Genomic DNA, 25308 nt, shown 5'->3' on the forward strand with positions numbered 1-25308 from the left:
CCGCTGCCGGGAGGCAACGGGGTCAGCTCAGCGCATCCTCGATGCGCTGCACCTTCGCGGTCAGCTGACCCGTGTAACCGGGCCGGATGTCGGCCTTGAGGACCAGGCTGACGCGGGGCGAGACCGCGGCGACGGCGTCGACCGCCTGCTTGACCACGGCCATCACCTCGTCCCACTCGCCCTCGATGTTGGTGAACATCGCGTTGGTCTCGTTCGGCAGGCCTGAGGCCCGCACCACCCGCACCGCCGCCGCGACGGCCTCACTGACTCCACCGGTCTCGTCCCCTCCGGAGGGGCTGATGCTGAATGCGACGATCATTCGGTCGAGCGTACGGCTCCCGCCCAGGTAACGCCTGACGCGGCTGTGGCGATCATCAGTGCAGGTCAGGGCTCTCGAATGCGGGGCCGTCAGGGGTGTTGAAACCCGCTGGCCAGCACGATCGACTTCAGCGCTGTGCCACACTGGGTGCAGTCGCGGGACTGGAGGTACACGCATGCGGCAGGCAAACAGGAGCGGTTTCATCGCCGTGTTGTCGGTGATGACCGTGGTCGCAGGACTGGTGCTGAGCGCCCCGTCGGCGTCCGCGCAGCCCGACGTGGCCCCGCCGCCGGTGCCGGCCGACCCGATGGCGCCGCCGCCTCCACCCGATCCGCTGGCGTTCCCGAATCCGTTCGCGCCGCCCGCGCCCGCACCGGCCGCGGCGCCGACCCCGGCCGACCCGTTCGCGCCCATCCCGGGCGAGCCGATGGCCATCCCGGAGGGCACGCCCGCCGGCCAGAACCCGACCCCGTTCGTCGGCCAGCCGCCGTTCGTGCCGCCGTCGTTCAACCCCACCAACGGGTCGATCGCGGGCGCGGCCAAGCCGATCTACATCAACTTCCAGCGGCCCATCGCCAACAAGCAGATGGCCCAGGACGCGGTGCACATCTCGTCGGTGCCGCCCGTCCCCGGCCGGTTCTACTGGACCAGCGACACCCAGCTGCGCTGGCGGCCGCAGGACTTCTGGCCCGCGGGCACCGTCGTGAACATCGACGCCGCCGGCACGAAGTCGAGCTTCACCGTGCCCGAGCAGCTGGTGGCCACCGTCGACGACTCGACGCACACGATGACCATCGTGCGTAACGGCAAGGTCGAGAAGACCTTCCCGGTGTCGATGGGCAAGACCGACGGCAAGCACGAGACCAAGAACGGCACGTACTACGTGCTGGAGAAATTCGCCGACATCGTGATGGACTCGTCCACCTACGGCGTGCCGGTCGACTCCGCGGAGGGCTACAAGCTCAAGGTGCAGGACGCGGTGCGCATCGACAACAGCGGCATCTTCGTGCACAGTGCGCCGTGGTCGGTCGGCGACCAGGGCAAGCGCAACGTCAGCCACGGCTGCATCAACCTCAGTCCGGCCAACGCGCAGTGGTTCTACGACAACTTCGGCAGCGGTGACCCCGTCGTGGTGAAGAACTCCAAGGGCGGCCTCTACAACCAGCCCGACGGTGCGTCGGACTGGCAGATGTTCTGACGTACTCCGGTCCGCGAAGACCGCAGGCGCTTTCGCGCCGCGGTAGCCGCACGCCGTGCCACCATGGGGGCACGGCGAAGGGTGGGCGCGGATGCCCGGTGACGACAAGGCGGTGGTCCGCACCGTCGGCGTGCTGGTGCTGACGTTGCTCGCCGTGGTTGCACTGCGCGGGTTCCTGCCGGGTGCGCCGCCGCCGGCCGAGCCCGCCGAGACCGACGCCGACGGCACCGGCTCACTCGTCGCCGTCGTGGTCATGCTCGCGGTGTCCCTGATGGCCATCGCGGTGTCGCTGGCGGCGAACGGCCGGTCGCCCCGGCCGCCGCGCGCCCCCGGCGAACTGCCCCGCCGCCGCAGCGGCGAGCCTCGCGCCATCCCGTGGCGGCTGCTGCTGATCGCCGCAGCCGCACTGCTCGCCTGGCTGCTGGTCATCGTGCTGCTGATGCGCTGGATCTCGCCCGTCGACGTCGGCGCCGCCCCCGCCGAACCGACCGGCCGTCCCGATCCGGTGACGGCGAATCCGACACCGCCGCAACCAGATTCGGGTGGCGGGTCCAGCGTCTTCAATCTGCTGATGGGCGCGGCGATCCTCCTGCTGCTGATCTCGGTTCTCGCCACCGTCCTCGGCCGCAGGCGCCGCACCGCCGCGGAACCGGTGCTCACCGACGACGCCCCGCGCGCAGCGCCGCCGCCTGCGGGGCCCGATCTGGCCAGGGCGGCCGAGCGCGGGCTGGCCGAGGTCGGCGACCGCAGCCGCGATCCCCGCGAGGCGATCATCGCCTGCTACGTCGCGATGGAACAGGAGCTGGAGAAGTCACCGGGCACCGTTCCGCAGGCCTCCGACACCCCCTCGGAGGTGCTGGCCCGCGCCGTCGCCCGCCGGGCTGTCCACGCCGGCAGCGCGACGCAGCTGGTGGACCTGTTCGAAGAGGCCCGCTTCAGTCCGCACGTGATGACCGAGGAGCATCGCGCCGAGGCCGTGGAGGCGTTGCAGGTGGTTCAGCGTGCACTGCAGGGTGTCTCATGACGAAGCTCGTGGTCGCCGCGGTCGCGGTCGTCGTGGGGGCACAGATGTGCGCATGGGCGCTGCTGGACCGTGAGTGGGTGGTGGCGGCCACCGGTGCGGCGCTGGTGACGGTGCTGCTCACCGTTCGGTGGCGGCTGACGCAGCGCACCGAACCCGACCCGGACGTGACGACGGACGGCGCCGGAGCGTCGTTGCAGCGCTGGCTGTCCCGCACCGAAACGCTGATCTCCTGGTCGGAGTCGTCGCGGTCGGACTGGGACCGCCGGCTGCGCCCGATGCTGGCGCGGCAGTTCGAGCTCGCGGCCGGTCAGCGGAAAGCCAAGGATCCCAGAGCCTTCGACGCGACCGGGCGCATGCTGTTCGGTGACGCGCTGTGGCCGTGGGTGGATCCCGACAACATCTCCCGCACCGGCAACGCCGAACCCGGACCCGGCCGGGCCGCACTCGACGAGATCCTGCGCCGTTTGGAGCGACTGTGAGCCCCCAGCTGCAACCCGCCGCCACCACCGCGCAGTGCGAGGCCGTGCTCGACGAGATCAGCAGAGTCGTCGTCGGCAAGCGCGCGGCGCTGACGCTGATCCTGACGACGGTGCTCGCCCGCGGACACGTCCTCGTCGAGGATCTCCCCGGACTCGGAAAGACGTTGATCGCCAAGTCCTTCGCGGCCGCGCTCGGGTTGCGGTTCACCCGCGTGCAATTCACCCCCGACCTGCTGCCCGCCGACCTGCTGGGCTCGACGATCTACGACATGCAGTCCGGCCGCTTCGAGTTCCGCGGCGGCCCGATCTTCACCAACCTGCTGCTGGGCGACGAGATCAACCGCACCCCGCCCAAAACGCAGGCGGCGCTGCTGGAGGCGATGGCCGAGCGTCAGGTGAGCATCGACGGCGTCACCCACCGACTGCCCGAGCCGTTCCTGGTGCTCGCCACCGACAACCCGATCGAGTACGAGGGCACCTATCCGCTGCCGGAGGCCCAGCTGGACCGGTTCGCGCTGCGGTTGGAGCTGAAATACCTGTCCGAGCAGGAGGAGACGACGATGCTGCGCCGCCGCCTCGAGCGGGGATCGGCGGCGCCGGAGGTGGCCCAGGTGGTCGACGGGCACGACCTGATCGCCATGCAGGAGTCGGTGGAACTGGTCACGGTGCACGACGACGTGCTCGAGTACGTCGTCGCGCTGGCCACCGCGAGCCGGCACCATCCGCAGGTCGCGGTCGGTGCGAGCCCGCGCGCCGAACTGGATCTCGTGCAACTCGCCCGCGCCCGCGCGTTGCTGCTCGGCCGCGACTACGTCGTGCCCGAGGACGTCAAAGCGCTGGCCGTGCCGGTGATGGCGCACCGCATCAGCCTGCGGCCGGAGATGTGGGTGCGCAAGGTGCAGGGCGGCGACGTGGTCGACGACCTGCTGCGCCGCACCCCGGTGCCGCGGGCCCGGGGGTCGTCGTGACTGACGCTGAATTACGCTGGCGCGCCTCGCCGTTGACGCGCTCGATCGCCACGTGTGCCGCCGTCGCGATCGCGGCCGCACTGCTCACCGGCCGGTGGGAACTGATCGCGTTCGCCGCGCCGCTGCTCGCGGTGCTGTGCTCGCTGGGGTGGCAGCGGCCCGTGCCGACGGTCTCGGTCACCGGCGAGCCGGCGCTGCACCGCTGCTTCGAAGGCGAACAGGTGACCGTCACGTTGTCGGCCCATGCCGATGACGGCGGCGCGGTCCGGCTGGCCGCCGTGCCGCCGCCGGGCATGGACCTCGACGTCGTCGCCGCGGGATCCGCGCCGACGGTGGCCGTGCGGGCGCAGCGCTGGGGCCGCTACTCGATCGAGGCGACGGTGCGTGTCCTCGGCCGCGGCGGGCTGCTGGAGGGCACCGGCACCGTGGCCGCCGCGCAGGTCTGCGTATTCCCCGTCGCCCCACCGCAATCCACGGCGATCCCGCGCACCGATCTGCTCGACCGGCTGGGCACCCACCTCACCCGCCACACCGGGCCCGGGGTGGAGTACGCCGACATCCGCCCCTACGTGCCCGGCGACCAGTTACGCACCGTCAACTGGCCCGTCAGCGCGCGCCGCGGCACGCTGCACGTCACCGAACGACTCACCGACCGCGCCGCCGACGTGGTGGTGCTCTTCGACACCTACCCGCAACCGCCCGGACCCGCCACGGCCGCAACGGAACGCACCGCCCGCGGCGCGGCCCAGGTGGTGCAGAGCGCGCTGCGCTACGGCGACCGGGCCGGCCTGGTCGCGCTCGGCGGCCGCGCCACCCGGTGGCTGGGCGCCGACATCGGGCAGCGGCAGTTCTACCGGATCCTCGACACGATGCTCGGCGCGACGGGTGACCACGAGTCGGCCACCGGCACCCTGGCGCCGCGCCCGGCGCTGCCGGCGGGCGCGATCGTCGTCGCGTTCTCCACCATGCTCGACACCGAGTTCGCGCTCGCGCTGATCGACCTGCGCCGGCGCGGGCACCCGGTGGTGGCGGTCGACGTGCTGGAGGGCTGCCCGGTCGACGGCGACGTCGACCCCCTCGTCGATCGGATGTGGGCGATGCAGCGCTCCTTCATGTACCGCGACATGGCGACCGTCGGTGTGGACATCGTCGCGTGGCCGGGATCCGCGACGCTCGACCAGGCGATGGCACTGGTCCCCGAACACCGGGCGCGACGATGACGGCGCTCCGGAAAGCCCTGCTGCCGTTGATGTTCGGTGTCGTCATGGTGGGTGCGGCGGCGCGCACCGGGCACGGATGGGCGCTCGCTGCGGCCGCGGCCGCACTGGCCGCCGTCGTGGTCGGCATCTGGTGGCGGCCGGCGGCAGGCGTCGCGGTGGCACTGACCGTGCTGACCGTCGTGCTCGCGGCACCGGCCCCTCTGGACACCACGCTATCCGGGCTGTCCGCCACCGCGTACCTGGTGACGCGCTACGACGCCGCCACCGTCCCGACGATGACGGCCGCCGTCGGATTCGCCACCGTCACCGCCGTCGTCGTCGCGGTGCCGGTCGAGGTGCCCTGGCTGCCGCTGGTGGCACCGCTGGTGCTGCTCGCCGCCTACCTGCTGGCGTTACGGCCCTATCTGCGCTGAGCGGTCAGTTCCAGATGCGGACGCGCCGCGCGGGTTCCAGGTACAGCTCGTCGTCCTCGGTCACCTCGAACGCCTCGTAGAACGCGTCCATGTTGCGGACCACGCCGTTGCAGCGGAACTCCGGCGGCGAGTGCGGATCGATCGCCAGTCGCCGAACCGCTTCGGCCTCGCGGGATTTCGTGCGCCACACCTGCGCCCATCCGAAGAACACCCGCTGCTCGCCGGTCAGCCCGTCGATCACCGGCGCCGGCTGGCCCTTCAGCGACAGGCGGTAGGCCAGCAGCGCGATCGACAGGCCGCCGAGATCACCGATGTTCTCCCCGACGGTGAACGCACCGTTCACGTGGTGCGACGAATCCAGCCCGCGCGGCGTGAACTGCTCGTACTGCTCGATCAGCGCGTTAGTGCGCGCCCCGAACTCGGCCCGGTCCTCGTCGGTCCACCAGTCCACCAGATTGCCGTCGCCGTCGTACTTGGCGCCCTGATCGTCGAAGCCGTGCCCGATCTCGTGTCCGATCACCGCGCCGATACCGCCGTAGTTGGCGGCGTCGTCGGCCTCGGCATCGAAGAACGGCGGCTGCAGAATCGCTGCGGGGAACACGATCTCGTTCATCCCGGGGTTGTAGTACGCGTTCACGGTCTGCGGGGTCATGAACCACTCGTCGCGGTCCACCGGGCCGCCGAGCTTGGCCAGGTCGCGGTCGTACTCCAGCGCGTGGCCCCGCACGTAGTTGCCGTAGAGGTCGTCACGCGCGATCACCAGCGACGAATAGTCGCGCCACTTCGAGGGATAACCGATCTTCGGCGTGAACTTGTCGAGTTTGGCGTGCGCCTTCTGCCGGGTCTGCGGCGTCATCCACTCGAGGGTGTCGATGCTGACGCGGTAGGCCTCGCGCAGATTGGCCACCAGCTCGTCCATCCGCGCCTTGGCCTGCGGCGGGAAGTACCGCTCGACGTAGAGCCGACCCAGTGCGTCGCCCATCAGGGCTTCGACCACCGAGACGCCCCGCTTCCACCGGGCCCGGATCTCCTCGGTGCCCGAAAGCAGCCGCCCGTAGAACGCGAAGTCCTCGGCCACCAGCTCATCGCTGAGCAGCGACGCGCGGGCGTGGATCAGCCGCCACTGCAGCCAGCTCTTCCACGTCGCCAGATCCACGTCGGACCACAGTGCCGCGAACGCGGTCAGGAAGTCGGGCTGGCGCACCACGACCTCGGCGGCCGCCTCCTCCGACGCCCCCAGCGCGGTCAGCCAGCCCCGCCAGTGGAAGCCCGGAGCGTCGGCGGTCACGTCGGCGAACGTGCGCAGGTTGTAGGTCAGATCGGCGTCGCGGCGCTTCACCACGTCCCAGTGCGCCGCGGCGATCCGGGTCTCCAGCGCGACGATGGCCTCCGCCGTCTCACGGTGGTCACCGCCGTGCACGAGCGCGAACATCGCCGCGATGTGGCCGGGATAGGCCGCCAGGATCTCGGCGTGCCGCTCCTCGCGGAAGTACGACTCGTCGGGCAACCCGATGCCCGACTGCGTCAGGTGCAGCAGGTAGCGGCTGGAGTTCTTGGAATCGGTGTCCACGTACAGGCCGGCGCCCCCGCCGACGCCGGTGCGCTGCAACGCCCCGAGCACCGCGGCCAGCTCCTCGGGGCTCTCGGCGGCGTCGATCGTCGCCAGCTCCGCGAGCAGCGGCGCCAGACCGCGCTCGCGGATGGTGTCCTCGTCCATGAAGCTGGCGTACAGATCGCCGATGCGTTGCTGGTCGGTTCCTTCGGGCGCGTGGGCCTCGGCTGCCTCCGTGATGAGGTCGCGGATCTGCTCCTCGGCGCGGTCGTAGAGCGTGCGGAACGCACCGTCGGTGGCCCGGTCCGCGGGGATCTGGTACTCCGCGAGCCAGCGGCCGTTGACGTGACCGAACAGGTCGTCCTGGGGCCGGGCGGAGTCGTCGACGTAGCGCAGATCGATGCCGGACTTGAGGGAGCCCCAGGTGGGTACCGTAAACCCACTACTCGCACTTCACCGGNGGGGATGGCGCCCCCGGAGGTGACCGGGAGCCGCTGCGCGCCGGGCCGTGCGGTGAGGGTTCCCGCGTCGCGGTCGTAGACGATGCGGGGTCGCAGCTCGGCGAATTCGGTCGACGGGTACTTCCCGGACAGCAGGTCGAGCGTCGCCTCGGCGGTGCTGGCCCTCGTCGCGGTGGCCGCCGTCGTGCTCGCCACGCTGATCTGGAACGCCCACCGCGGCGACACGGACGAACGGGCCTATCGCACCCGGGTGCTGCAGGCCGCCGCCGAGTGGACCGGTGTGCTGATCAACATGAACGCCGACTCGGTGGACGCGGATCTGAACACGTTGCACGAGGGCACCGTCGGGCAGCTGAACACCGACTTCGAGGCGACCGTCGAGCCCTACCGGAAGCTGGTGCGCACGCTCAAGGCGCGCACCACCGGGCAGATCAACGCCGTCGCGATCGAGACGATCCACCACGACCAGCCCGGCGCACCGCCGCCGGCGCCGCGGTCGGACCTGTCGGGGCTGGCCGCACGCACGGACACCGTCATGGTCATCGCGACGTCGGTGAGCGAGAACGCCGGAACCGAGGCGCCGCAGACGGTGCGCTGGACGCTGCGCATGGATGTGTCCGACGTCGACGGCACACTGCTGATCTCGCGGCTGGAACCGATCCGATGAGGAACCTGCTGCGCGTCCTGCTGTTCGACGTCCTCGCCCCGGCGGCCGCCGTCGCGGCGCTCATCTATCTCGGGGTCGCGCTGGCATGGCCGCTGTGGTGGGTGTCGGTGTGTTCGGTGCTGTGCCTGCTGGTGGTGCAGGCGGTGATCGTCAACGTCGTGCTGGCGCGCCGCGACGGGGTCACCGTGGGCACCGACGACGACGGACCCGGGCTGCGCCTGGCCGTGGTGGGCACCGCGACGGCGGCGCTGGTGGCCGCCGCCGTGGTCGGTTACACGCAGTGGACGGTGCCCGACCGCACGCTGCGCGAGGACAGCGCCGCGGTGACGGGCATCGCGAGCAGCGTGGCCGAGGCGTCGGCGACGTTCACGCCGCAGAACCCGACGGCCTCGATCGACCGCGCCGCGCAGATGATGACCTCCGAGAGCGCCGACCGCTTCAAGAACGATTTCGCCGGGGTGGCCAAGGACCTGGGCAGCCGCAACGTCTCCGCTCAGGCGAGCACGGTGTCGGCCGGCGTCGAGGCGATCGGGCCGCAGGCGGCCAGCGTCGCGGTGGTCCTGCGCGGCACCCAGACCTCGCCGGGCAAGCCGGCCGACACGGCGGTGCTGGCGCTGCGGGTCACGCTGTCGAAGACCGACGGACGCTGGCTGGTCGAGGACGTCTCGCCGATCCACTCGCGATAGAGAAGCCAGGGCTGTGATCGGCCGCCGATCGCAGCCGGGAATGCGCTTCCGCGGGAAAGGGGTTAGTGCCCGGGGCGCTGGGAGCGCATCTTGGCGAACCGCTCGGAGAGCCGGCCCATCCGGATCATCAGCGACGCCGGCGGGCTGACCTTGCCGCCCAGGTAGGCGGCGAAGTCGGCGGCGGGCACCCCGATGCGGGAGGCGAACTCCTGCTCACCGAGCCCCGACCGGTCCAGCAGCAGCCGGACGTGGCGGGCCACCTCGGCGCACTCGTTGGCCTCGAGGTGTTCGCGGGTGCGCACCAACACCTCCGACATCGCCCGGGACACCCCGTACGGCTCGGCGGTCTCGAGGACCTCCTCGACCTGGCGGGCCGTCCGGCCGTACGGATCGCGCTTGATCGCCACCACGATGCGCTGCCACACGCTCAGATCGTCGTGTTCGAGGGCGGCGCGGATCGCGGCCGTCGGCCAGAACTCGACGGGCCGGTCGTCGGCGTGCGGGCCCCGGGACTGCCCGCCGGCCTCAGAGAAGCGAGGTTCCGACGACACAGTCACCTCGCCTCCTCCAGCATGGCCACCGCCACGGACAGGCACCGCTGCCTGACCCTGGCCCAGTCGGTCTCCGCGTCGGCGCCCGAGGATGCGATGTCGGGCCCGTCGGAAGGCCGGGGATCGGCCAGGCGGCGCACCAGCTGGGTGGCCACCCAGTGCTCGCGCGCCGGTTGACCACAGTAGTACCGGTCCATGCCCGTCAGCACTTCCGCCGCGGTGTGCGTGTCCATCGAGGCCACGAGGTCGGCGAAGTCCGAGTAGTCGCGGGCGCCGTTGCGTTCCATGATCAGGAAGCTCTTCAGCCGCAGCGTCTCCGCGCCGGTCGGGATCTGCAACCGGTCACCGGTGGGCAGCAGCACGTTGGTGGTCTCCATCGGGCTGATCCGCTCCAGCGGTGTGCGCCCGGCGTGCTCGGCGGCGGTCCTCTCCACGGCCAGCGCGTCGAGCGCCACGTCGAGCCGGCCCCGCCACATCGTCACCGGGTGCTTGGGCAGCTTCACCGCGACCGTCTTGCCGTGGGCCCGGTTGCCGATGGTCGCGGGCACCCGGCCCTCGCTCTTCAGGCGTCCGGGGACCAGCTTGCCGCACGGCTGGCAGCCGCTGAACGCCAGCGGGTCGGCCACCGTGATGGCTTGCGGTGCAAGGGTTTTCAGCTTGGCCGCGGACTTGACGACGGTGCGCAGATCGGCGCCCGACGGCGCGAGCGCGGAGATGTCGTCGGGGATGATGATCAGGTCGCCGATGTCGGCCTTGGGCAGCGGCTTCTCGAAATCGACCGACGGCAACACGCGGTCGAGCCAGCGCGGCAGCCACCAGTTCCACTCGTCGAACATCGCCATCAGCGCGGGCACCAGCACCAACCGCACCACCGTCGCGTCCACCGCGATCGCGACCGCGCACGCCACGCCGAGCTGGGCTACCAGCGGCATGCCGGCGAACGCGAACCCGATGAACACCGCGATCATGATCAGCGCGGCGCTGGTGATGGTGCGCGCGCTGGTGGACACGCCGTAGGCGACCGCGTCGCGGGTGTTGCCGGTCTGCAGGAACCGTTCCCGGATCCGGGTGAGCAGAAAGATCTCGTAGTCCATCGACAGGCCGAACGTCAGCGCGAGCACCAGCGGCGGGATCGTGCTGTCCAGCGACGAGATCTGCTTGAAGCCCAGGTCGGCCAGCCAGCCCCACTGGAACACCACCACCAGGCTGCCGTAGGCCGCCGCGACCGACAGCACGGTCATCACCACGCCCTTGAGCGCCAGGAACACCGAGCGGATCGAGATCAGCAGCATCACGAACGCGATCAGCGCCACGAACAAGAACACCAGCGGCTGGACCTGGGCCACTCGGTCGTCGAAGTCCTTGATCAGCGCGGTCGGCCCGCCCACGTAGATCTGTGCGGCGTCGCCGGCGACCGGCGGCAGCTGCTCTCGCATCCAGTCCACGGTGTCGCGGGAGCCCATGTCCTCGGGGTCGACCGACAGCACCGCCGACAGCAGCGCGCTGCGGTAGTCGGTGCCGAACACCGGCGGTGTCACCGACACGGTGTTGGGCGCCTGGGCCATCTTCTGCCGGATCGAGGCGAGCAGCGGCTCCTTCGCCGGCGCCGAGGCCGCGTTGCCGTCCGGGAAGGTCACCAGCACCCGGACCGGGCCGAGCGCACCGGGCCCCAGGGCCTCGGCCGCGGCGTTGACACCGCCGCGGATCTCGTGGGTGGGGTCGAACTGCCGCTGCATGCTGTTGCCGAGCATCATCGAGAACGCCGGAGCGGCCAGCGCCAGCAACACGGCGGCCGCGCCGAGCGCCGACAGCCACGGCCTGCGCATCACCCAGCCGGTCCAGCGGGTCCAGAACTTCGACTGCGTCGCCTCGACCCCCCGACCCCAGTGCAGGTACGACGAGCGGCGCGCGGCCCGGCGCCCGAACGTGGCGAGCACGGCCGGGGTCAGCGTCGTCGACGTGAGCACCGCGACCGCGACGGCGAGGATCGCCCCCGTGGCCATCGAGCGCAGCACCGGGGTGTTGATCAGGTAGATACCGGTGACCGACGCGATCACCGTGAGGCCGGACAGCACCACCGCCAGACCAGAGGTCGCCATCGCGGCGTCCGCGGCGTCCTCGGGTTCCCGGCCGGCGCGCAGCTCCTCCCGGAACCGCATCAGGATGAACAGCGAATAGTCGATGGCCACCGCGATGCCGAACATCGACACCGTGGAGGTGACGAACACCGACATCGTCGTGTAACTCGACAGCAGGAAGACCAGCCCCATCGTCACCACGACGGTGCAGATGCCCAGCAGCAGCGGCATCGCCGCGGCGGCCAGCGACCCGAACACCGCCAGCAGGATCACCAGGACGATCGGGAAGTTCCACTTCTCGGCCTGCGCGATGTCGTGTTTGGTGGCCAGCGTGGCGGCCGCACCCAGCGCGCCCTGGCCGATGACGTAGAGGCGGACCTTGCCGTTCTCCGTCTCGCCGGGTTCGTCGCCGTCGATGCCGACCTTCTCGCGCAGCTGTTCGGCGACGTCGACGGCGCCGGTGTTCTCGAACCCGAGCTGCAGCGTGATGACGTAGGGCCGGTCGGGCTGCGGGGGCGGCTGGGCCGGGTTGGGCATGATCGTGACGCTGGGCACCTCGCGCGCGATGGCCTCCAGGCGCGCGACCGCGGCGTTCATGTCATCGAACGAGGCGTCCGGGCGGGGCGCGGCGACCAGCGCGAGCGGGGAGGCGCCCTGGTCAGGAAATTGCGCCTCCAGCTGGCGCTGGACGTAGAGCGACTGCGAACCCTCGACCTCGAAGCCGCCGCCGGTCAGGTTCCCCGACTGGTTCATCGCGAGGTAGATCGAGGGCACCAGCAGCAGCAGCCACACGGCGAACACCGCCCAGCGGAATCTGCGCAGGTTGCTGCTCACGCGCATCATGAACTGCTGGATGGGAACTCCCCACTTTCTCCCCGGCCTTTCGTAGCGAAAGGGTACAGCAGCGACCTGTTCGCCGACCGCGCTGAACAGTCCTGCCAGAGATGCCTCATGCAGCTTTAATGCAGCGCCGGCGGCCGTCTCGATTGGGCACCGGGCCACGGCGATGGCACGATGGCCCCGACGAGGTTCGTCGGTCGGGGATTCTTTGCTGTTGACCGTACGACGTTTGCGGGGCGTGTGGACGCCCGCAGACCGTGAGGAGTTCGTGATGGAAGCACCCTCGGGTTTCACCGCGCGCCGGACCGGCGCCGCACTGGCAGCGGCGTTCGCCGTCGGTGCGGGTGCGGTGCTGCTGACCGGGCCCGCGGCGCCGACGGGGCAGGCCGCGCCCGACCCGTGCGCGGCCAGCGAGGTCGCCAAGACCGCGGGGTCGGTGGCGACCAGCACCGGCGCCTACCTGGAGACGCATCCGCAGACCAACCAGGCGCTGACGCTGATCACCCAGCAGCAGAGCGGCCCGCAGTCGCTCGGCGCGCTGAAGTCCTACTTCGACGCCAACCCGCTCGTCGCCGCCGATCTGCAGCGGCTGCAGCAGCCGCTGACCGCGCTGGCCGGCCGGTGCAAGCTGCCTGTGACGCTGCCGCAACTCCTCGGGTTGATGCAGGCCGCCCAGCCCGCCGCCCCCGCATCCCCGGCGGCGTCACCGGCCGCGCAGAGCGTCGGCGTCGGCTCCGCCGAGGCCGCCACCGCGCCGCCGCTGCGCTGACCCGCCGGAGCGGTTTTCTCACGATTGGTTAATTGCTCGGCGGGAAACTCGGCTGCCGGTCTGCTTAGCTTCCTAGGATGGTCTCAGGTCGGCCACCGACACGGTGCCGGCTGTCCACCTCTTGATGAAGGAGACTTCATGTTGATCTCGGGCCCCATCCTGCGCCGCGCCGTCGCCGGCGCACTGGGCGCGGGCGCCGTCACCGGCGCCTCGCTGTTCGGGGTGCTCGCCGCCGCGCCGATGGCGTCGGCTCAGCCGGCCCTTCCGCCGAACTGCACCGCGGCCGATTTCTCCGGGGTGGCCTCCGGCGTCTCGGCGTCGACGTCGGCCTACCTGTTCACCCACCCCGAGGTCAACGACTTCTTCTCCGGGCTGCAAGGCCTGCCCGCCGACCAGCTGCGCAGCGAGGTCGTCGACTACATGAACGCCAACCCCCAGGTCAAGGCTGAGTTGACCTCCATCCGGCAGCCGCTGGTCGACATCAAGAAACGCTGCGGCTTCTCGGAGGACGACCGCAACGGACCGCTGTTCCCGTAGACGCGATGCGAGACAGGGTGGATGCTTCGCCCACTCGTGGGGGAGAGCTGTCCGCCCAGGACGGCGCGGGTCGGACGGTGCTGATGGTGGACGACGACCCGGATGTCCGCACCTCGGTGGCCCGGGGTCTGCGGCATTCGGGGTTCGACGTGCGCGTCGCGGCGACGGGGAAGGAAGCGCTGCGGCTGCTGTCCAGCGAATCGCACGATGCGCTGGTGCTCGACGTGCAGATGCCCGAACTCGACGGCGTCGCGGTGGTGACGGCGCTGCGCGCTCTGGGCAACGACATCCCGATCTGCGTGCTGTCGGCGCGCGACACCGTCAACGACCGGATCGCGGGTCTGGAGGCCGGTGCCGACGACTACCTGACCAAACCGTTCGACCTCGGTGAGCTGGTGGCCCGGCTGCACGCGCTGCTGCGCCGGGCGCACAACTCCGACCCCACCTCCGACACCATGACGGTCGGATCGCTGACCATCGACACGTCCCGCCGGCTGGTGTTCGTCGCCGGCGAACGGGTCGACCTCACCAAGCGGGAGTTCGACCTGCTCGCCGCGCTGGCCGAGAACGCCGGGGTGGTGCTGAGCCGCCAGCGTCTGCTGGAACTGGTGTGGGGCTACGACTTCGACGTCGACACCAATGTCGCCGACGTCTTCGTGTCCTATTTGCGGCGCAAGCTCGAGCGCGACGGCCTGCCGCGCGTCATCCACACCGTGCGCGGGATCGGATACGTGCTGCGGGAAGAGCCGTGAGAAGTCAGCGCCCGGTTCGCCGGTGAGACTGCCCCGCGCGCTGCGGTCCGCCTCGCTGCGGACACGGGTCGCCATCGCATCGGCGGCTGCCGCGGCCGCGGTGGTTGCGGCGTTCACGATCCTCACCTCGCTGGTGCTGGCCAACAACGATGCGGCGCAACTCGATCGGCGGCTGGACGCGATCGTCGACGCCAGCGTCTACCCCGAGCAGCTCACCGATCCGCGTCGCGGGGTACTGCAGACCGGACGGTCGCGGTCCTCGGGACAGGTGGTGTACCAGCGCGGGTTCCAGTTGCCGGCATTGCCGCCGGGCACCGAGACGGTGATGGTCAACGACGTCGAGTACCGGGTGCGGACGGTCCCGGTCGAGCAGGACGGTGGCGTGCTGATGTCGATCGGCATCCGCGCCGACAGCATCCTGCTCAACCGTGCCCGGGTGCCGCTCTACATCGCCGTCGGCGTCGTGACGGTGCTGATCGCCGCGGGTCTGGGCTGGCTCCTGGCGGGCCCGGCGATCCGCCCGCTGCGCAAGCTGACCGAGCACACCAAGGCGCTCGGCAAGGGGTCCGAGCAGATCCCGACCGTGCGCGGCGTGCGCGAGGCCGAGGACCTGTCGGAGGCCATGGCCGCGATGCTCGACCGGCTCGCCGCCGCCCAGCGCGCCACTACCAACTCGCTGCAGGCCGCCCAGGATTTCGCCGCCAACGCCGCCCACGAGCTGCGTACCCCGCTGACCGCGATGCGCGCGGACCTGGACACGCTGCGCATTCACGACCTGCCCGCCGAGGAGCGCGCCGAGGTGGTGGCCGACCTGTCGCGGGCGCAGCGCCGGGTGGAGGGCATCATCACCGCGCTGGGGCAGCTCGCCTCGGGTCAGCTCGCCCAGGCCGAGGACCGCGAGGTCATCGACGTCACCGACATGCTGGACCGGGTGGCCCGGGAGAACATGCGGGTGAGCCGCGACGTCACGATCGAGGTGCACGCCGCCGACGACCTGGGCTTCGTGCTCGGGTGGCCGGGCGGTCTGCGGCTGGCGGTGGACAACCTGGTGCGCAACGCGATCACCCACGGCCGGGCCACCCGGATCGTGCTGGCCGCGCACCGCCGCGCGAACGTGATGACGATCGTCGTCGACGACAACGGCCGCGGTCTGCCCGTCGACGAGCATCTGACGGTGCTGGGCCGCTTCTCCCGCGGCAGCAACGCCGCGCCGGGCGGGTCGGGGCTGGGGCTGGCGCTCGTCGCACAGCAGGCTTCGCTGCACGGCGGCTCGATCGAGCTGTCGGACGGTCCGCTCGGCGGCCTGCGGGCCACCCTCACGGTCCTGACAGAGCCTGCGCCGCAGGATGATTCAGGCGACTGATCGGGCATCGACCCCTGGCATTCGCGCGCGGCGTCGAGCAGTGCGACAACAGTCTCCTCGTCGTCATGCTCCGCGCTGGCCCGCAGGTGCGCAGCAGCCGCAAGCGGGGATCCGCCGCGGCCGAGAATGTGCCGGGNCTTCGCGACGGTCAGCGAGCCGGCCTTCTCGGCGGCGATCTCCTCCACGACGGTCGCCACCCACACCACGACGCCCGTCGGCAGCAGTGCCAGCGGGCGCCGCCAGGCCCGGGCGAGCACCCAGCCCAGCGCGGTGCCGGTCAGGAACGGCCAGGCCGTCTCGGCGACGCCGGCCAGGGTCAGCCCCTCGGCGTGACTGCGCCGCCCGATCGCGCAGAACACCACCACGCAGGCGACGTCGGCAGCCAGCGCCGCCGGGGTGCGGCTGCGGCGTCGATCACGAAGCGGCATAGGTCATCAGGTCGTTCTGCAGCGGCATGACGTCGCGCTGCGGCCGCACCGGCGAGGGCGGGGGCAGCGCCGCGGGCCGGCCGGCCGTCAGCGCGTCCTCCGAATCGGGCAGTGTGGCCTGCAGGTCGAAGGCCGAGAACACGAACGGCAGGCCGTCGGAGCGCAGCGGATCCGGGGTGCTCATCACATGGAAGTGTAGGTGCGGGGCGTCGGTGTTGCCGGTGTTGCCCAGTCGGGCCAGCACCTGCCCGGCGACAAGCCGGTCGCCCGGCTTGACCGCGATGCTGCCCGTCTGCAGATGGGCGTAGAGCGCATAGTTGCCGTTGCCGAGATCCTGCACGACGTGGTTACCCGGATACTGGTCCAGCGCCAGCCCCGTCGGGGCGGCGAACGGCACCGCCTCGGGCATGCCGTCGGCGACGGCGATCACCGGACCGTCGGCGACGGCGTGGATGTCGGCGCCGTAGTACGGGAAGCTCGCCAGGTCGGTGCTCGCGCCGGTGAACAACCGGCCGTCGGGGGTCAGCTGAACGTAGTCGATCGCGAAACGTTCTGCGGCCCAGATCTGTCCGTTGATGGGGTTGAGTGCGCCGCGGTGTCCGGAGATGCCGCAGCAGCCGACGGCGTCCAGCCAGCTCGGTCCGGTCAGCGGCGAACGCAGGACGATCGGCGTGCGCTTCTGCACGGCGACGGGCGCGATCTCCTCGGTCAGGGTGGCCGGGATCAGCGGGGGCTGGGGTCGGGGCATCGCGATTCCCAGCGCGTGCGTGAGTCGCTCGGGAGCGGGTTCGCCGTCGGGCACGACAACGTCCAGCCAGACGTAACCGCTTTGGGCTGGTCCGAGAACCGTTGTGGGAGAGGCGGTTCCGGACAGGCGCGTCCATGCGCCGATGCGGTCGGCGGGCAGGTCCAGCAGTGTCCGATCACCGTCACGCACCGTCAGGTAGGTCAGCGTGACGTTCTGCGAGAGCGTGTTCGTCAGCGCCAGCTCGTACACCAGATGGGTCTTGCCGTCGGTGGCCGGCACCGGGATCGGTTCGGCCACCGCATGCGCGATGACCGGGGTGAGCACCGACGGTTCGGCGGGCTGCGTCGTCGCCGGGGCGGCCTGCGCCGTCGTGGCCGTCGTGGCCGTCGTGGTGGTCTCGGGCGCCGGCGCCGACGAGCATGCCGCGACCACGCTCACCGCCAGCAGGGCGGCCGGGCGCCGAAATCTCATGAAGCTTCGCGTGTCTGGTGGTCAGGTGGGTCGGCTGTGCGGTCCGGCGGATGGGGCGCCTCGGGATCGGGGCTGAACTGCGGGCACGCGGCGTCGGCGGCGCGCGGAACCGCACCCGAGTCCGGGTCGACGTCCTTCTCGGTGCGGAACATCGCGAAGAACACCACCCAGCCGATCGCCGCGATGAAGATCCAGCTGATCAACCGGTAGATCAGCATCGCCGAGATCGCCGAGGCTAGCGACATGCCGCTGGAAACCAGCCCGGGCACCAGCACCGCCTCGACCACCAGCAGTCCGCCGGGCATCAGCGGGATCGAGCCGACGGCGCGGGCCGCGGCGTAGGCCACCGTCACCCCGGCGAGCGACGGATGGCCCCCGGTCGCGAAACACGCCGCCAGCAGACAGCCGACGTCGGCGATCCAGTTGAACAGCGACCAGCTGAACGCCACCGACAGATCGCGCCGGCCCAGCTGGACCGACTCGAGCTGGGACAGGATCTCGCGCCACTTGGCCAGCCCGGTGTCGGTCGGTCGGCCGCGCGCCGAGTTCACCCACGACAGCACCCGCACCCCGATGCCGTCGATCAGTTCCGGACGGGTCGCCACCGCCTGGGCCAGCAGGATCAGCGCGAGGAAACCGCCGAGGGAGAAGATCAGCGACAGCGGGTTCTTGCTGGCGCCCAGCATGAACGCGCCGGCCAGGCCGAGCAGTGCCAGACCGACGATCTGCAGCACCCCCGACATCACCAGCTGCCACGACGCGACCAGCGGCGACGCGCCCCACAGCCGCTGCTGGCGGTAGATGAACGTCGCCGAGAGCACCGGCCCGCCCGGCATCGTCGTCGACAGCGCGTTGCCGGCGTAGAACGCGGCCTCGCTGCGCCACTGCCGCACCTGCACGCCGGCCGAGGCCAGCAGCGTGCGCTGGATCTGCGCGAAGCTGTGCATCGAGGCCATCGCCGCGGCCGCGGCCGCCAGCACCCACCACCAGTCCGCCGAGTACAGGCTCTTCCACGCCTTGGCGAGCTGATCGCGCACCAGCGCCAGCTCGATGGTCAGCACGAGGACCGCGACCACGATGAGCACCCATCGCAGCCACCAGTACTTGCCCCGTGCGGGCCGCTCCCGGCCGGCGCTGCCCGCCTGGGTGCCGCTCGGAGGAGCGTCGTGTGACACGCCTACAGGGTAAGGCGTGGGCACCCCGAATCCGGCGAACCGAATTCATGATCAGCGAGGCCGTTACGCTACCGGAATGTCAGCCCAGCCGTTCTCCGACCCCGCTGCCGACGAATCGGTCAGCCCGCTGGTGCGCAGGGGTGCGGCGTGGGCGTGGCGGCTCCTGGTCATCTTCGGCGCGGTGTTCGCGGTGCTCTGGGTGGTGATGCAGGTCGAGATCATCGTCGTGCCGGTGGCGCTGGCCACGCTGGCGGCGGCGCTGCTGATGCCGGCGGTCGATTTCCTCGACCGCCGGGGCGCGCCCCGTGGCGGCGCCGTGGCGTTGATCCTGCTCGGTGGACTCGCGTTGGTCGGCGGTCTGCTCACGTTCGTCGTCAGCCAGTTCATCGAGGGCGCACCGGCGCTGGTCGACCAGGTGACCCGCAGCATCGACGGGCTGCGTCGCTGGCTGATCGATGGTCCCCTCGGGCTGAGCCGCGAACAGATCGACAACGCGGGGAACTCGGCGATCGAGGCGCTGCGCGACAACCAGGAGAAGGTCACCAGCGGCGCGCTGTCCACCGCGGGCACCATCACCGAGATCGTCACTGGTGCACTGCTGGTGCTGTTCACGCTGATCTTCCTGTTGCACGGCGGCCGCAACATCTTCGAGTTCGTCACCCGTATCTTCCCGCCCTCCACCCGGCAGCGGGTGCGCGATGCGGGCCGCGCCGGCTTCCACTCGCTGATCGGCTACGTGCGGGCGACGTTCCTCGTCGCGCTCGTCGACGCGCTCGGCATCGGCGTGGGTCTGGCGATCATGGGGGTGCCGCTGGCGCTGCCGCTGGCGTCGCTGGTGTTCCTGGGTGCGTTCATCCCGCTGGTCGGCGCCGTGATCACCGGATTCCTGGCGGTCATCGTCGCGCTGCTGACCAAGGGCCTGATCTATGCGCTGATCACCCTCGGGCTGATCCTCGCCGTCCAGCAGTTGGAGGGCCACGTGCTGCAGCCGCTGGTGATGGGCCGCGCCGTGTCCATCCACCCGCTGGCCGTGGTGCTCGCGATCGCGGGCGGCGGTGTGCTGGCCGGCATCGTCGGCGCGCTGCTCGCCGTGCCGATCCTCGCCTTCCTCAACAGCGCGATCCGGGTCCTCGTCGCCGACGACCCGGCCGAGGTCGAAGCCGCGCAGGAGGCCGACGACGGGCCGGTGCTCAGCGCCGAGCCCGACGACGTCGAGACGTAGTTACAAGCGGCCTTCGCGGCGCAGCAGTTCCTGCGCGCTCAGCCCGTTGCCGCCGCGGCGCGGCGCGTCGCCCTCGGGACGGGTGTTGAGCTTCTCGGTCGCCGTGTCGGCGTCGGACTGCCGCGCGGTCGGGATGGCGCGGGTGGCCTCGGCGGAGTCGTCGTCCTGCGCCGCCTCGGGCCGCTGCGCGGAGAACGCGGTGGTCGGCTCGTTACCGGCCGGATCGGGCCTGGGATCGGGCCTCGGATCGGGCCTGGGATCGGCCAATGCCCGCGTCGGCTCGGCCGACGGCCGCGCCGGTGCGGCCGGTCCCGTGGTTCCGGCACCGGTGCCGCGCAGGTCGCCCAGCCAGGACTCGATCTCGCGTTCGTCGCGCTTGGGCGCCGGCGGCGGGGCCGACGGCCGCTGACCGCGCTGGGTCACCGCGTCGGCGGCACTGCTCACGGCGTTGCGGACGGCGTTCTTGGCCACCGACAGCCGGGTGGTCTGCGGTTCGGACTCGGGCTCCGGGGCCGGCGGCCGCGTCGGCGCGCCGGGCAGCCGGGTGGTGCCCGCGGCGGACGGCCCGCCGGCGTGCGCCCCCGTCGCGATGCGGGTGGTGACGGCGGGCGTGGGCCCGCGGTCGGGCGCGGGATGGCCGGGATCGTGCGGCGGCAGCGCCCGAGGCGGGGCCGTCACCGGCGGACCACCGGCGCCGACGAGTGCCTCGGCGGGTGCGGTCTCGCGCACCAGTGGCCGCTTGCGCTCGTCGGGCAGTTCGGTCTCGCCCAGGCCCAGCTTCTCCTGGACGCGCTTCATCCAGCGCGGCGCCCACCAGCAGTCGTCGCCGAGCAGCTTCATGATCGCCGGCACCAGGAACATCCGGATGATCGTCGCGTCCAGCAGCAGCGCGATCAGCAGACCGAACGCCAGGTACTTCATCATCACCAGATCGGAGAACACGAACGCGCCCGCCACTACAGCCAGCACCAGCGCGGCGCCGGTGATCAGGCGGCCGGTGGTCGCGGTGCCGATCCGGATGGCCTCGGCGGTCGACATGCCCCGCGCTCGCGCCTCGACCATGCGGGAGACCAGGAACACCTCGTAGTCGGTGGACAGACCCCAGATGACGGCGATGATCAGGCCGATCATCGGCGCCATCAGTGGCTGCGGGGTGTAGTTCATCAGGCCGGATCCGTGGCCCTCGACGAACATCCACGTCAGGATGCCCATCGTCGAACCCAGCGTCAGCGCGCTCATCAGCGCGGCCTTGATCGGCAGCACGATCGACCCGAACGCCAGGAACATCAGGATCGTCGTGGTGAGGATCAGCACCACCACCATCAGCGGCAGCCTGTCGAACAGGCTGTGGATGCTGTCCTGCTCCAGCGCCGGGGTGCCGCCGACCGAGATGTCCAGGCCGCGTGGCGGCGTGATGGACCGCAGCTCCTCGATCTTCTGCGGTGCGTCGTTGCGGCTCACCAGGCCGTTCTGGATCGTCCGGACCGACGGGTCCTTCGACCCGCCCTCCTGGACGGAGCGCTCCTGCCACATCTTGCTCGGGTCGTTGTCCGGATCGGTGAACCCGTTGATCGTCATCGCCTTGGCGCGCACGTCGGCGAGCTGCTGGTCCGTGACGGGCTGCCCGTCCTGCCGCTCGACGACCAGCGTCAGCGGTTCGGTACGGAACCCGGGGAACGTCTTGTCGAAGTCCTCCTGGGCGATGCGGACCTTGTTGTCCGGCGGCAGGTACTTCTCGCTGATACCGCCGAGGGCCAGCTGACCCAGTGGGATGACCAGCAGGATCATCACGATCAGGATGGGCGCGGCGAACGCGATCGGGCGTTTCATCACGACGTTGACCAGCCGGCCCCAGAAGCCCTTCTCGACCTCGGCGCGGGTCTTGGTCTTCTGCGTCTTGGCGGCCAGCCACTCGAGGTAGACGCGCATCGGCTTCCAATTGCGGAAGAACGGCACCCGCAGCAAGGTGCGCACGCCCAGCGCGTCGACATTGTGGCCGAGGATGCCTAGCGCAGCCGGCAGCACGGTGATCGAGAGGATCGCCGCGAGCATGACCGACGCGATGATCGCGTAGGTGATCGACTTCAGGAAGCCCTGCGGGAACAGCAGCAGCGGCACCGACGACGCGACCAGGATGACGGCCGAGAACATGATGGTCCGGCCGGAGGTCATCACCGCGCGTCTGACCGCGGTCTCGGTGTCGTAACCCTCCGCGATCTCCTCTCGGAAGCGGCTGACCATGAACAAGCCGTAGTCGACCGCGATGCCGAGCCCCATCAGCGTCACCACCGGCTGGGCGAAGAAGTGCACCGGCATGAACTCGGCGGTCAACCGCATGATGCCCAGCGCGCCGGCGATCGTCAGGCCGCCGATGATGCCCGGCAGCGCGGCGGCGACCACACCGCCGAACACGAAGAACAACACCACGCAGACCAGTGGGATGGCCGCGACCTCGGCGCGTCGCTGATCCTCACCGATGGTGCCGGTCAGCTCACTGGCCAGCGGATTCAGCCCGGCCAGCTGGATGTTGCCGCCGTTGACCTGCTCCAGGTCGGGCTCGATGGTCTGGTAGTTCTTCAGGATCGTGTCGTCGTCGTCGCCCTTGAGCGGAATGCTGATGAACGTCTTCGAGCCGTCTTCGGTCTTCATCTGCTGGACGGTCTCGGCGGTGGTGTCGGGTGCCCGCAGCCAGCCGACCCAGCTGACGACCTGATCCTTGTGGTTGTCCACCACGTCGTTGAGTTCGCCGACGACCTTCTTCTGCCACGCCGGGTCGGTCACCTTCTTGCCGTCCGGCGGCGTCAGGATCGCCACCACGTGGCTGGTGCGGTCACGTCCGTACACCTCGTCGGAGATCACCGACGCGTGGACGGACTGACTGCCCTCGTCATAAAAACCGCTCTGGGTGACGTGCTGTCCCAGGCTGATGCCGTAGACGCCGCCGCCCAGGCACAGTGCGACCATGACACCGATCACTATGTATCGGTACTGGTACACCGTTCGACCCCACCAGGCGAACACGTTCAGCTCCTCACCGTTTCGCAAAAGTCTGTGATCATCGGCATGCGCACATCACGACCAGGCTTTTCCATTGTTCTAGACACGCGACGCCAGCAGCGAGGACAGCGGCCGGAATGGCTGCAGCCACGCGCCCTGCTCCGGTAGCGAATCAAGCCCGATTCGCGGTAGCGGCTCCCGGAAGACACCAGGGATGTCCTCCAGGTCGACGAACTCCAAGGTATCCGACGCTAACGCCCAACTGGCATGTTCGCGAAATCCGAGGACCTGGACCTCGACGCCCTCGTGCGCGATGTCCTCCAGCGGCAGCCGGAAGGCCTGCCCGTCGGCCGAGGCGACGATCAGCCCCGCCAGACCCTCGCTGCGGCGCAACGCGATGTGCGCAAGCATGTCGGCGTCGACGTCGCTGTCCTCGTCGATCTTGGGTTTGGCGAACACCGCGAAGCCGACGTTGCGCAGCGCCTCCACCCACGGCCGGACCACTTCGGCGCTGCCCGGCGCGATGTTGGTGAACACCGTCGCCTCGGGCTCCAGCGACACCGCCTGGCCGTCCGCGCTCGCCTGCGCGGACAGGTCGGCGGTGCGGGCCAGCAGCCAGCGGCCCAACGCGTCGAACCGGGGCCGGTGTGCCGCGGTCGGCCGGCCGCCGAGGATCGAGCCCAGCCCCATGTCGAGGTTCGGGGCGTCCCACACCAGCAGCACGCGGGCGGGCGCGGGTGCGGGCACCGCGGCGTCGACGTCCGCGAGGACCTCCGGGACCTCGGTGGGGATGTGATCGGTCACGCTCATGACCTCTCCCACAGCAGCTCGGCGACGTCGGGACCGGCCAGGGCCTTGCGTTCGTATTTGGTGACGGGCCGGGCCACCGAGATCGGCAGATCCGTCGCGTCGGGGCTGATGCGCCGCAGCCGGGGCTCCGCGTCGCCCACCTCGGCGATCTGTTCGGCGTATCCGGCGTGGTCGGTCGCGGCGTGGAAGATGCCGCCGGGGCGCAGCCGGTCGGCGATCAGCGCGACGGTGTCGGCCTGCAGCAGCCGGCGCTTGTGGTGGCGGGCCTTGGGCCAGGGGTCGGGGAAGAACACCCGCACCCCGGTCAGCGAGCCGGAGGTGAGCATGTGGGTCAGCACGTCGACGCCGTCGCCGCGGATGAGCCGGATGTTGCTGACGGGGTCGGTCTCGGACGTGCGATCGATCGCCGCCAGCAGCTGGGCCAGCCCGCGGCGGTAGACCTCGACGGCGATCACGTCGATGTCGGGTTCGGCCTGCGCCATCGCCAGCGTCGACGTCCCGGTTCCGCAGCCGATCTCCAGCACGAGCGGGGCGTGCCTGCCGAACCAGGCGTCGGTGTCGAGCGGCGCGGCGGGCTCGTCACCGGTGCGGGCAGCCAGGCCCAGTTCCGGCCAGCGCTCGTCCCAGATCGCCTGCTGTCGGTCGGAGATCGTCGATCGGCGGGCGCGGAAACTGGTGACGCGGCGGGGGAAGTGCGCGGGGCGCTGGCCGTCGGTCCCGTCCGTCGCGCCGCCGGCGACCTCGACGTCGCTGGGACCCGGCACGTGCATCCGTCCATCGTCGCTCATCACGGAGTCACCTCCCGCATCGTGTTACAGATTGATACCCAACAGTTGCCTTCGGCTGGTACGCCGATCGGCCGCCCCGGAATTCGTGCGTCCAGCAGGTCGGCGCGGATGCCACGATTTCTGTCAGGGACAGACTTGGGGACAGGTGACGGGTGTGACGGATGTGCTGGCCGGGTGCGGCGCCCTGACCGCAGATCCGCGTGTGACCGCCGTCGAGCGGCGCCTGCGTGTGCCCGTCAGCGTAGCCGTGCGGGGCCGCCGCGGGGTCGGCCGTGACGCGGTGACGGCGGCGCTGGCCGCCGCGGGCGTGGCGGTCGTGGCGGCCGGGGTTGCCGCCGAGGTCGATGTCGTGGTGCTTGCCGAGCGGCTCACCGACGAGGAGCGGGCGGTGCTCGAGCGCCGGTCGGTCCCGACTCTGGTCATCCTGAACAAGGCGGATCTCGGTGGGCCGGGGGCGGGCGGTCCGCCGTCCGCGGCCGACGTGGCCGCCGCCCGGCTGTCGGTCGCACTGGGGCTCCCGGTGGTGCCGATGATCGCGCTGCTCGGGGTGGCCGAGGTGCGCGACGACGACCTCGCGGCCCTGCGCGCGCTGGTCGACGCCCCGGCGGACATGACGTCGGTGGACGCGTTCGTCGCGGGCGAGCACCCGGTGCCGGCCGGGACGCGGCGGGAGCTGCTCGACAGGTTCGACCGGTTCGGGCTGGCGCACGCCGTCCTCGCGGCCGCCGACGGGCTCACGCCGGACGCGGTGACCGCCCGGCTGCGCGCGCTGAGCCGGATCGACGCGGTGCT

General features: G+C 70.9%; 22 protein-coding genes and 3 pseudogenes. 14 read left to right on the forward strand and 11 right to left on the reverse strand.

The genetic code is table 11. From position 1 onward, the window contains the following. Positions 1-22 precede the first annotated feature (22 nt). The gene (locus tag MCHUDSM44219_RS23040; protein WP_048420581.1) at positions 23-319 is read right to left on the reverse strand and encodes a thiamine-binding protein; all 297 of its coding nucleotides are present in this window, start codon (positions 317-319) and stop codon (positions 23-25) included. A gap of 175 nt (positions 320-494) precedes the next feature. Here MCHUDSM44219_RS23040 and MCHUDSM44219_RS23045 point away from each other — a divergent pair, with 175 nt between their 5' ends. The 6 genes from MCHUDSM44219_RS23045 to MCHUDSM44219_RS23070 all read left to right on the forward strand — a co-directional run bounded on the left by MCHUDSM44219_RS23045 (position 495) and on the right by MCHUDSM44219_RS23070 (position 5621). Continuing rightward, positions 495-1517, forward strand: coding sequence for a L,D-transpeptidase (locus MCHUDSM44219_RS23045; RefSeq protein WP_048420582.1), 1023 nt, complete (start codon positions 495-497; stop codon positions 1515-1517). Positions 1518-1608: 91 nt separating this feature from the next. Next, on the forward strand, positions 1609-2541 hold the full coding sequence (locus MCHUDSM44219_RS23050) for a DUF4129 domain-containing protein (RefSeq protein ID WP_048420583.1): 933 nt from the start codon (positions 1609-1611) through the stop codon (positions 2539-2541). Continuing rightward, on the forward strand, positions 2538-3020 hold the full coding sequence (locus MCHUDSM44219_RS23055) for a hypothetical protein (RefSeq protein ID WP_048420584.1): 483 nt from the start codon (positions 2538-2540) through the stop codon (positions 3018-3020). Before MCHUDSM44219_RS23050 ends, MCHUDSM44219_RS23055 begins: the two co-directional genes overlap by 4 nt. Further along, complete coding sequence (locus MCHUDSM44219_RS23060) at positions 3017-3988, forward strand: AAA family ATPase (protein ID WP_082162353.1); 972 nt, start codon at positions 3017-3019, stop codon at positions 3986-3988. Before MCHUDSM44219_RS23055 ends, MCHUDSM44219_RS23060 begins: the two co-directional genes overlap by 4 nt. Beyond that, positions 3985-5208 (forward strand): DUF58 domain-containing protein, encoded by a 1224-nt coding sequence (locus MCHUDSM44219_RS23065; RefSeq protein ID WP_048420585.1) that lies wholly within the window; start codon positions 3985-3987, stop codon positions 5206-5208. The genes MCHUDSM44219_RS23060 and MCHUDSM44219_RS23065 overlap by 4 nt, the downstream gene beginning before the upstream one ends. Further along, a complete protein-coding gene (locus tag MCHUDSM44219_RS23070) occupies positions 5205-5621 on the forward strand; it encodes a hypothetical protein (RefSeq protein WP_048420586.1) in 417 nt (138 codons plus the stop codon). The genes MCHUDSM44219_RS23065 and MCHUDSM44219_RS23070 overlap by 4 nt, the downstream gene beginning before the upstream one ends. Before the next feature lie 4 nt (positions 5622-5625). Here the strand turns inward: MCHUDSM44219_RS23070 and MCHUDSM44219_RS23075 are convergent, their stop codons facing one another. Next, a complete protein-coding gene (locus tag MCHUDSM44219_RS23075; RefSeq protein WP_048420587.1) occupies positions 5626-7575 on the reverse strand; it encodes a M13 family metallopeptidase in 1950 nt (649 codons plus the stop codon). 59 nt (positions 7576-7634) lie between these two features. After that, positions 7635-7823, reverse strand: a pseudogene (locus tag MCHUDSM44219_RS31840) (hypothetical protein); the annotation flags it as partial. Here MCHUDSM44219_RS31840 and MCHUDSM44219_RS23080 point away from each other — a divergent pair. Continuing rightward, on the forward strand, positions 7789-8301 hold the full coding sequence (locus MCHUDSM44219_RS23080; protein ID WP_461786658.1) for an Rv1363c family protein: 513 nt from the start codon (positions 7789-7791) through the stop codon (positions 8299-8301). The pseudogene MCHUDSM44219_RS31840 and the gene MCHUDSM44219_RS23080 sit on opposite strands and share 35 nt — an antisense overlap. Next, a complete protein-coding gene (locus MCHUDSM44219_RS23085; protein ID WP_048420589.1) occupies positions 8298-8987 on the forward strand; it encodes a hypothetical protein in 690 nt (229 codons plus the stop codon). Before MCHUDSM44219_RS23080 ends, MCHUDSM44219_RS23085 begins: the two co-directional genes overlap by 4 nt. 62 nt (positions 8988-9049) lie before the next feature. Here MCHUDSM44219_RS23085 and MCHUDSM44219_RS23090 read toward each other — a convergent pair whose 3' ends face one another. Both MCHUDSM44219_RS23090 and MCHUDSM44219_RS23095 read right to left on the reverse strand, forming a co-directional pair. Continuing rightward, positions 9050-9538 carry a transcriptional regulator gene (locus MCHUDSM44219_RS23090; RefSeq protein WP_109777915.1) on the reverse strand — a complete coding sequence of 163 codons (489 nt, stop codon included), beginning with the start codon at positions 9536-9538 and terminating at the stop codon, positions 9050-9052. Between the two features lie 2 nt (positions 9539-9540). Next, entirely contained in the window at positions 9541-12459 is a 2919-nt protein-coding gene (locus MCHUDSM44219_RS23095; RefSeq protein ID WP_048420591.1) for an MMPL family transporter, read from the reverse strand. Between the two features lie 268 nt (positions 12460-12727). Between MCHUDSM44219_RS23095 and MCHUDSM44219_RS23100 the strand changes: the two genes are divergently transcribed. The 4 genes from MCHUDSM44219_RS23100 (at position 12728) to MCHUDSM44219_RS23115 (ending at position 15877) form a co-directional block, all read left to right on the forward strand. Then, positions 12728-13225 carry a hemophore gene (locus MCHUDSM44219_RS23100; RefSeq protein ID WP_048420616.1) on the forward strand — a complete coding sequence of 166 codons (498 nt, stop codon included), beginning with the start codon at positions 12728-12730 and terminating at the stop codon, positions 13223-13225. Between the two features lie 138 nt (positions 13226-13363). After that, a complete protein-coding gene (locus MCHUDSM44219_RS23105; protein ID WP_048420592.1) occupies positions 13364-13762 on the forward strand; it encodes a heme-binding protein in 399 nt (132 codons plus the stop codon). Between the two features lie 5 nt (positions 13763-13767). Then, on the forward strand, positions 13768-14514 hold the full coding sequence (locus MCHUDSM44219_RS23110; protein ID WP_048420593.1) for a response regulator transcription factor: 747 nt from the start codon (positions 13768-13770) through the stop codon (positions 14512-14514). A 22-nt stretch (positions 14515-14536) separates the two neighbouring features. Next, the gene (locus MCHUDSM44219_RS23115; RefSeq protein ID WP_048420594.1) at positions 14537-15877 is read left to right on the forward strand and encodes a HAMP domain-containing sensor histidine kinase; all 1341 of its coding nucleotides are present in this window, start codon (positions 14537-14539) and stop codon (positions 15875-15877) included. Positions 15878-16014: 137 nt separating this feature from the next. On the opposite strand, the pseudogene MCHUDSM44219_RS29195 reads toward MCHUDSM44219_RS23115, so the two are convergent. The 3 genes and pseudogenes from MCHUDSM44219_RS29195 to MCHUDSM44219_RS23130 form a co-directional block, all read right to left on the reverse strand. After that, positions 16015-16305, reverse strand: a pseudogene (locus tag MCHUDSM44219_RS29195) (DUF3054 domain-containing protein); the annotation flags it as partial. Continuing rightward, positions 16292-17524 (reverse strand): peptidoglycan DD-metalloendopeptidase family protein, encoded by a 1233-nt coding sequence (locus MCHUDSM44219_RS23125; RefSeq protein WP_048420596.1) that lies wholly within the window; start codon positions 17522-17524, stop codon positions 16292-16294. The gene MCHUDSM44219_RS23125 and the pseudogene MCHUDSM44219_RS29195, both read right to left, overlap by 14 nt. Next, positions 17521-18699, reverse strand: coding sequence for a lysylphosphatidylglycerol synthase transmembrane domain-containing protein (locus MCHUDSM44219_RS23130; protein ID WP_048420597.1), 1179 nt, complete (start codon positions 18697-18699; stop codon positions 17521-17523). The genes MCHUDSM44219_RS23125 and MCHUDSM44219_RS23130 overlap by 4 nt, the downstream gene beginning before the upstream one ends. A 76-nt stretch (positions 18700-18775) precedes the next feature. Between MCHUDSM44219_RS23130 and MCHUDSM44219_RS23135 the strand changes: the two genes are divergently transcribed. Further along, positions 18776-19921 (forward strand): AI-2E family transporter, encoded by a 1146-nt coding sequence (locus MCHUDSM44219_RS23135; RefSeq protein ID WP_048420598.1) that lies wholly within the window; start codon positions 18776-18778, stop codon positions 19919-19921. Here MCHUDSM44219_RS23135 and mmpL3 read toward each other — a convergent pair whose 3' ends face one another. From mmpL3 to trmB, 3 genes are all read right to left on the reverse strand, one after another. Further along, on the reverse strand, positions 19922-22942 hold the full coding sequence (gene mmpL3, locus MCHUDSM44219_RS23140) for a trehalose monomycolate exporter MmpL3 (protein WP_048420617.1): 3021 nt from the start codon (positions 22940-22942) through the stop codon (positions 19922-19924). 75 nt (positions 22943-23017) lie between these two features. Further along, on the reverse strand, positions 23018-23728 hold the full coding sequence (locus MCHUDSM44219_RS23145) for an NYN domain-containing protein (protein WP_048420599.1): 711 nt from the start codon (positions 23726-23728) through the stop codon (positions 23018-23020). Further along, positions 23725-24516: a tRNA (guanosine(46)-N7)-methyltransferase TrmB gene (gene trmB, locus MCHUDSM44219_RS23150; RefSeq protein WP_048420600.1), complete on the reverse strand. Its 792-nt coding sequence runs from the start codon at positions 24514-24516 to the stop codon at positions 23725-23727. Before trmB ends, MCHUDSM44219_RS23145 begins: the two co-directional genes overlap by 4 nt. A 154-nt stretch (positions 24517-24670) precedes the next feature. On the opposite strand from trmB, the pseudogene MCHUDSM44219_RS23155 reads away from it, so the two are divergent. Continuing rightward, positions 24671-25308, forward strand: a pseudogene (locus MCHUDSM44219_RS23155) (hypothetical protein); the annotation flags it as partial.

Source organism: Mycolicibacterium chubuense, from assembly GCF_001044255.1.
GTDB lineage: Bacteria > Actinomycetota > Actinomycetes > Mycobacteriales > Mycobacteriaceae > Mycobacterium > Mycobacterium chubuense.

What these genes read in the sequence shown, in the direction of transcription:
- MCHUDSM44219_RS23040 (WP_048420581.1), bottom strand. Translation starts at nt 319, where the DNA reads ATGATCGTCGCATTCAGCATCAGCCCCTCCGGAGGGGACGAGACCGGT.
- MCHUDSM44219_RS23055 (WP_048420584.1), top strand. Translation starts at nt 2,538, where the DNA reads ATGACGAAGCTCGTGGTCGCCGCGGTCGCGGTCGTCGTGGGGGCACAG.
- MCHUDSM44219_RS23100 (WP_048420616.1), top strand. Translation starts at nt 12,728, where the DNA reads ATGGAAGCACCCTCGGGTTTCACCGCGCGCCGGACCGGCGCCGCACTG.
- MCHUDSM44219_RS23050 (WP_048420583.1), top strand. Translation starts at nt 1,609, where the DNA reads ATGCCCGGTGACGACAAGGCGGTGGTCCGCACCGTCGGCGTGCTGGTG.
- MCHUDSM44219_RS23085 (WP_048420589.1), top strand. Translation starts at nt 8,298, where the DNA reads ATGAGGAACCTGCTGCGCGTCCTGCTGTTCGACGTCCTCGCCCCGGCG.
- MCHUDSM44219_RS23045 (WP_048420582.1), top strand. Translation starts at nt 495, where the DNA reads ATGCGGCAGGCAAACAGGAGCGGTTTCATCGCCGTGTTGTCGGTGATG.
- MCHUDSM44219_RS23135 (WP_048420598.1), top strand. Translation starts at nt 18,776, where the DNA reads ATGTCAGCCCAGCCGTTCTCCGACCCCGCTGCCGACGAATCGGTCAGC.
- MCHUDSM44219_RS23070 (WP_048420586.1), top strand. Translation starts at nt 5,205, where the DNA reads ATGACGGCGCTCCGGAAAGCCCTGCTGCCGTTGATGTTCGGTGTCGTC.
- MCHUDSM44219_RS23095 (WP_048420591.1), bottom strand. Translation starts at nt 12,459, where the DNA reads ATGATGCGCGTGAGCAGCAACCTGCGCAGATTCCGCTGGGCGGTGTTC.
- MCHUDSM44219_RS23110 (WP_048420593.1), top strand. Translation starts at nt 13,768, where the DNA reads ATGCGAGACAGGGTGGATGCTTCGCCCACTCGTGGGGGAGAGCTGTCC.
- trmB (WP_048420600.1), bottom strand. Translation starts at nt 24,516, where the DNA reads ATGAGCGACGATGGACGGATGCACGTGCCGGGTCCCAGCGACGTCGAG.
- MCHUDSM44219_RS23105 (WP_048420592.1), top strand. Translation starts at nt 13,364, where the DNA reads ATGTTGATCTCGGGCCCCATCCTGCGCCGCGCCGTCGCCGGCGCACTG.
- MCHUDSM44219_RS23145 (WP_048420599.1), bottom strand. Translation starts at nt 23,728, where the DNA reads ATGAGCGTGACCGATCACATCCCCACCGAGGTCCCGGAGGTCCTCGCG.
- MCHUDSM44219_RS23125 (WP_048420596.1), bottom strand. Translation starts at nt 17,524, where the DNA reads ATGAGATTTCGGCGCCCGGCCGCCCTGCTGGCGGTGAGCGTGGTCGCG.